The sequence below is a fragment of the Actinomadura roseirufa genome, from assembly GCF_900659635.1.
Classification (GTDB): domain Bacteria; phylum Actinomycetota; class Actinomycetes; order Streptosporangiales; family Streptosporangiaceae; genus Spirillospora; species Spirillospora roseirufa.
Genome location: NZ_CAACVB010000379.1, coordinates 1 through 5,802, shown reverse-complemented (window position 1 = coordinate 5,802; position 5,802 = coordinate 1). Strand labels below are relative to the sequence as shown.

The window sequence follows — 5,802 nt, the reverse complement described above, 5'->3', positions numbered from 1 at the left end:
CGGTTCGGCGAGGTGGCCGACGACACGGCGCTGGACCGGCTCTGGTGGGCGGCCGTCGAGGCGGGCGTGATCCTCGCCGAGGGCGGCGCCGCCGCGCCCAGGGTGACCGCCGCCGGGGCGCGGCCGAGCAGCAGCGCCACCGCAGCTATGGACGCGGCGTACCCGGCGAGGGCCGGGACGTAGAAGAGCCGGGGCCGCCGGGCCCGGGCGGCGAGGGCGCCCGCCAGCGGCGCGGACACCACGTGCGGGGCCATCCACGCCGTGAGCGTGAAGGCCCCCTGGGCGGGCGACCCGGTGCGCTCGGCGGCCAGGAGCACCACGGCCACCGCCATGCCCTCCTCGGCCAGCCGGGCCAGGACCGCGATGACGAGGTAGAGCCGCAGACCCCCGCGCATGGTCACCCCTTCTGTAACGGCTTATGGAGAAAAGACGTTACAGTATGCGGAGAGGGAGGGCGCATGGGTGATTCGAAGGCGGGATTCAGGCCGGGCGAGCGGCTCGTGGAACTGGCCAACGCCGTCCGGGCCGACCCGGAGCTGCCGCGGCGGGCGCTGGCGGGGATGCTCGTGCGGCACGGCGAGTCCCCGGCGGACGTCGCGCCGGAGGCGTTCACCGAGGGCGACGCCGCCGCGCTGCGGGCCGCCGCCGTGCGCCTCGCCGGCGTCCTGGCCGAGACCGATCCGGACCGTGCGGCCCTCGCGGTCAACGCGCTGCTGGCCGAGTGCGGGGCGCGCCCCCGGCTGTCCCGGCACGATGGGCACGCCTGGCACCTGCACGTGGACCGCGGCGACGACGCGTCCTGGGCCGAGTGGTTCACCGCGTCGAGCGCGCTCGTCCTCGCCCAGGTCTTCAGCGAGGCGGGCCGGCCCGCCTGGGGCGAGTGCGCCGCGTCCGGGTGCGGGCGGCTCTTCCTCGGGACGGGCACGGGAGCCGTCCGGCGCTTCTGCTCGGGCGCCTGCGCCTCCCGCGAACGCGTCGCCGCCCACCGCAGGCGCAAGACCGCCCGCCGGGACGCCGGCGATGGGACCAGCGAAATCTAGGCCCGCCCCAAGCCGTCACACAGGCTCAACGTGATGCTCGGCCGTCACGCGAGCGAAGCGATTCGCGCTCGCACGAGACCGGTCACGGAGCGAGCCCTGGGCGAGCGCCGTGGGCCGGGCTTGCAGTTAGGACGAGCCCAGGACGCCGACGGCGCCGTACATCACCGGCGGGTACGGCGGGAGCGGGCTCGCCGCGCGAGGCGGCGCGTCCGGGCGCCACCGTTCCACCGGGACGACGCCGGGGCCGAGCGGCGTGAAGCCGCCGAGCAGCCGTCCGACCTCGGCCGCGGGACGGGGCAGCAGCGGCACGCCGATCGCCTCGCCGTAGTGGAGGGCCGCCTCCGTGACCGCGGGCGTGAAGTCGGCGGTCGCGTGCGAGACGACCACCGCGCTGCCCGGCGGGGCGGCCTCGGTCAGCGCCGTCACCGGGCCGGACGGGTCGTCCAGGAAATGCAGCACGGAGCAGAACACCAGCGCCACCGGCTCGCGCGGGTCGATCAGGCGGCGCATCTCGGGGCTGGCGAGCACGCGCTCCGGGTCGCGGATGTCGGCCTTGAGCGCGGCGATGTCGCCGTCGCGGATCAGGAGCGCGCGGGCGTGCGCGATGACGAGCGGGTCGTCGTCGACGTACACCACCCGCGCGGCGGCGTGCCGGGCGGCGATCTGGTGCAGGTTGACGGCGGCGGGGAGACCGCAGCCGAGGTCGACGAACTGGCGGACGCCGCGCGCGGTGAGCGCCCGGACCGCGCGGCCTAGGAAGGCGCGGGAGGCCCGCGCCGACTCCGCCGCCTGCGGCAGGATCTGCAGGACGCGGCGCGCGAGAGCGCGGTCGGCGGCGTAGTTGTCCTTGCCGCCGAGCAGGTAGTCGTGGACTCGCGCGATGCCCGGCCGGTCCAGGACGAGTCGTTCGCGCGCGCAGCCGCCCGCCGCCGTCGCGTCCTCCGTCACCCCGGCCCGTCCGGTGCCGCGCCACTGCGCGGCGGGCCGGGCGCTCAGGGCCGGGATGCCCGTCACCGTGTCCTCGCCGCCGGCCGCGCGCCGCATTCCGGCGTCACCGTTCCGGTTCTCGGGCGCGGTCCCTCCTCGGGGGCGGTGAGGCCCGGCCAGGGGAAGCGGCGTTCGGTCATGGCGCGGCCCACCTTTCTCCTTCGCCGGACGAGAGCCGGACGGGGGACTCGCCTCCGACGGTAAGCCGCCCCGGCGGGGGCGTGACGGGCCCGGCGCGGAGGGCGGACCGAAAACCGCCCCAGACGTGGCCGCATGGGGCCAACGGTGTTTGGCGGTGTCCACCGTGATCCGGAGCCGGGGACGACGGCAGCAGCAACGCGGCGGAGAAGCGGGCCGTCGCACGCTCCATGCGGGGACGGGAACCCCTTGCGGAGGGTGGCCGTTTCCGGTCATGACTGAGGCTTAACCGGGGACGCGCGGCGGCTGTCGGATCAGCCCCAGGTGCCCGGTTCGCGCCACATGAGCCATATCGGCGGGCAACCGCGGCCGGACAGCGCGAGCTCACGCGTGACCCGGAACCCGAACCGCTCGTAGTACGGAACGTTCCGCTCCTTGGACGACTCCAGGTACGCGGGGAGGCCGTCGGCGTCGCAACGCTCCAGCCGTGACCGCAGCAGCGCGCCGCCGAGGCCGTTCCCCTGGGCCACGGGGTCCGTGCCGAGCACCGCGAGGTACCAGTGCGGCTCCCGGGGGTGGTGCTCCTCGATCTCGCCGAGCGTGCGCAGGGTGGCGGGGACGCGCCGGCCGAGGACGCCGAAGAGCGGCACGAGCTGGCGCAGCTGCTGCCACATCGGGACGCGCCAGTGCCCCGGCGGGTCCCACAGCGCCGCCGCCTCGACGGCCGTGCCCCGCCCGGCCGCCTCGCTGCCGCCGTGCGACAGGTGGAGGACCCGCAGGGACAGGTCGAACAGCCCGGCGAGGCGCCGTACGCGGGTGGCGTCGTCGGGGACGATCCACCGCCAGAGCGGGTCGTCGTCGAACGCCCGCCCGAGCAGAGCGGAGATTCCCGCCGCATCGGTGGCCCCGGCCACGCGGACCGTGGGGGGCGGGTGGGGTTGCGACGTCATGGCAGGGCCTCCTCGGGACGCGCCGATCCTCCCGAGCGGGGCCCCCGCCGTCAAGAAATTTCAGGCTGAGTCAGGGTGAACCGGTCAATCCGGGATGACCTGGGCGGGAATCGCGCGCCGGCGGGCCCGTGAGCGTCCGAGCTCCTCCAGCGCGAGCGACGCCCCGGCGCCGACGAGCCAGGTGTCCTTGAGGAGCGCCATGCCCTGCTGTGTCGGCTGGAGGCTCCCCTCCTGGCGCATCCCGGGCGCCCGCAGGTAGAGGCCGACGAGCCCGCAGCCGAACGCCGCCAGCGCGGCGCCCGCGAGCAGGGACGGGACGACGGGCGTCAGGAGCGCGGTGCCGAGCGTCACCTCGGCCGTGCCCACCCGCCGGGTGAACCGGCCGGCGTCCTGCGCCCCGAGGAACGGGTAGGCGGAGGAGGCGAGGCCGTGCGTGCCCGCGGCCACCTCGTCCCCGCCGCGCAGTTTGGACAGCCCGGAGTTCAGGACGAACGCGCCCACGATCAACCGGACGGGCAGCTGGTGCGTGCGGGCCAGAATTCGCATCGTTCCCCACATGGGTCGGGACGGACGGGCGCTCAGATGATTCCCGCGCCCCTTCCCCTACACGTGATGGCACGGTCAAGACTCGGCATCGCCGGAGCGCCTACCACCGGGGGAGCAGGTCAGGGGGCCCGGGCTGCGCCCGCGGTGGCAGGACGGAAGCCTCCGCCCGCCGGACGACCGGCCGCCGTTCCGCCGCCATGATCGGGGGCCGGAAACGAACGAGCGAGGTCGGAAACAGGAAGATGCCCGTTCAGCAGCAGTCCGCGCCCGCCGCGGGGCGGCGGTGGCGGCCGCGGCCGCCGGTCCGCAAGACGCTCGCCCTCGTGCACATCGCGGCCTCCGTCGCACTGCTCGGCGAGGTGTGGGGCCAGCTGGTGCTCAACCTCACCGCGACGCTCACCGCCGACGGCGCCCTGGCCCACGCCGCCTACCGCCTCATGTGGGTGCTGGTCGTCGCGGGCGGGATCCCGCTCGCGCTGACCGCGCTGGCGAGCGGGATCGCGCTCGGCCTCGGCAGCCCGTGGGGCCTGGCCCGGCACTACTGGGTGCTGGCCAAGCTGGTGCTGCTGATCGGCGTGATCCTCTTCGGGGCGCTGCTGTTCCAGCCGGAGGCCATGGCGGACGCCACCCGGGGCGGGGCGCGGCCGTCCGGCCGGGGCTGGGAACAGGTGGCCGTCGTGTCGGGGCAGTTCGTCATGGTGCTCACCGCCACCGCCCTGTCGGTGTTCAAGCCCCGGGGCCGCGTCCGGTGGCGCCGGTCCTGATCGGTCCGCTCGGCGCCGGCCCGCCGCGGCCGGCGGGATCAGCGGCGCATGAAGACCCGGACGGCGGTGCCCTCCGGCCCGGTGTGGACGCGGACGAGGTCGGCGAGGTGGTGGACCAGCAGGATGCCGCGCCCGCCGTGCGGGCTCAGCTCCGCCGGGCGGCGCCCCGCCAGCGGGTCGGTGATCTCCCCGGCGTCCCGGACCTCGCAGACGACCAGCCCGCCCTCGGCCCACAGCCGGACGGTGCCGGACCCGCCGCCGTGCACGCACGAGTTGGCGGCCAGCTCGTGCACGGCGATCTCCAGGTCGTCCACCGACGCGGGCGCCAGGCCGAGGCCCGCGGCGGCGCGCCGGGCGAACTCGCGCACCTCGGGCAGCTCCGGCAGGCCGAACGCCAGCGACGTCAGCGAGGCCAGGGACGCGGCGCCGCGCGGCTCCGGCAGCGGCCGGTTGTAGCGGCGGATCACCCGGCCGGGCGCGTACTCGGGGCTCGCGCGCTCCCCGTCCCGGTCGATGACGACGGGGTGGGTGGCGCGGGCGTCGGCGAGCGCGACCGGGTCCAGCCCGGCCGCGTCGTAGGGGCACAGGATCGAGACCTCGCGTCCTTCGAAAGCCAGGTTGATCAGTGCCTCGTGCTGCGCGCAGGCCGGGTACTCCTCCGCCGACCGGCCGGGCCAGATCGGCTCGCCGACGATGCGGACCCGGCCGCCGGGGTGCCGGTCGGCGAACGCGCGCAGCACGCCGGGGATGATCCGGCCCGGGTTGCGGCCGGCCTCGGACATGTCCAGCCAGGCGACGTCCGCGGCCGCCGCGCCGAGCGCGTCGCGCAGCACCGGCAGCCGGGCGGCGGGCACCGCGACCGCGACCGGCTCGCCCGCGGCGCGGCCGGCGCGGACGAACGGCACGATGCCGGCGAGGTACTCCTCGTCGTCATGGTAGAAGAGCGCGGGATGCGCGAAAGGGCCACCCGAAATCGCGTCCGGGCCGCCTGAAATCGCGTCCGGGCCGCCCGGGATCGCGTCCGGGCCGCCGGGCCTGACCTTCATCGCGCCCCCACTCCCGTCCGGGCCGGCCTTCGTGCGCCCTGCCGAGCCTACGCGCGGGAGCGGGGTCCGGGCGACGCGCGTCCGGGCCCTCGGTCCCCTGTTCGGGCGAACGCCGTTCACGCGGGTCGGCTACCCCGCAGGCGCGGGCGGAAACCGGTCAGCTCGGCACGGCGGACCCGCGCAGCAGCACCGCGTCCACGACGTCGGCGAGCCGGCCGCGTCCGCGATAGGCGGCGCGCTGCCGCTCCGCGCCCGTCCCGCCGGTCAGCAGCCGCCGCATCCCGCACGCGACGCGGTCGAGGTCGCCGCTGGCGCGCAGCGCGGGCAGGGC

General features: G+C 76.4%; 6 protein-coding genes and 1 pseudogene. 2 read left to right on the top strand and 5 right to left on the bottom strand.

Annotated features, from left to right (window positions below):
* Positions 1 to 395, bottom strand: a pseudogene (locus E1291_RS38320) (hypothetical protein); the annotation flags it as partial.
* Between the two features lie 63 nt (positions 396 to 458).
* Here E1291_RS38320 and E1291_RS38315 point away from each other — a divergent pair.
* Complete coding sequence (locus E1291_RS38315; RefSeq protein ID WP_131742943.1) at positions 459 to 1,040, top strand: CGNR zinc finger domain-containing protein; 582 nt, start codon at positions 459 to 461, stop codon at positions 1,038 to 1,040.
* Between the two features lie 126 nt (positions 1,041 to 1,166).
* On the opposite strand, the gene E1291_RS38310 is transcribed toward E1291_RS38315, so the two are convergent.
* The 3 genes from E1291_RS38310 to E1291_RS38300 all read right to left on the bottom strand — a co-directional run bounded on the left by E1291_RS38310 (position 1,167) and on the right by E1291_RS38300 (position 3,661).
* Positions 1,167 to 2,084, bottom strand: a complete 918-nt coding sequence (locus E1291_RS38310) for an SAM-dependent methyltransferase (RefSeq protein ID WP_165495495.1) — start codon at positions 2,082 to 2,084, stop codon at positions 1,167 to 1,169.
* Positions 2,085 to 2,479: 395 nt separating this feature from the next.
* Complete coding sequence (locus E1291_RS38305; protein WP_131742941.1) at positions 2,480 to 3,115, bottom strand: GNAT family N-acetyltransferase; 636 nt, start codon at positions 3,113 to 3,115, stop codon at positions 2,480 to 2,482.
* 84 nt (positions 3,116 to 3,199) lie between these two features.
* Entirely contained in the window at positions 3,200 to 3,661 is a 462-nt protein-coding gene (locus E1291_RS38300; RefSeq protein ID WP_131742940.1) for a hypothetical protein, read from the bottom strand.
* A 242-nt stretch (positions 3,662 to 3,903) separates the two neighbouring features.
* On the opposite strand from E1291_RS38300, the gene E1291_RS38295 reads away from it, so the two are divergent.
* Positions 3,904 to 4,425 (top strand): DUF2269 domain-containing protein, encoded by a 522-nt coding sequence (locus E1291_RS38295; protein ID WP_131742939.1) that lies wholly within the window; start codon positions 3,904 to 3,906, stop codon positions 4,423 to 4,425.
* A gap of 38 nt (positions 4,426 to 4,463) precedes the next feature.
* Here E1291_RS38295 and E1291_RS38290 read toward each other — a convergent pair whose 3' ends face one another.
* Positions 4,464 to 5,471 (bottom strand): anti-sigma factor RsbA family regulatory protein, encoded by a 1,008-nt coding sequence (locus E1291_RS38290; protein WP_131742938.1) that lies wholly within the window; start codon positions 5,469 to 5,471, stop codon positions 4,464 to 4,466.
* Between the last annotated feature and the right edge of the window lie 331 nt (positions 5,472 to 5,802).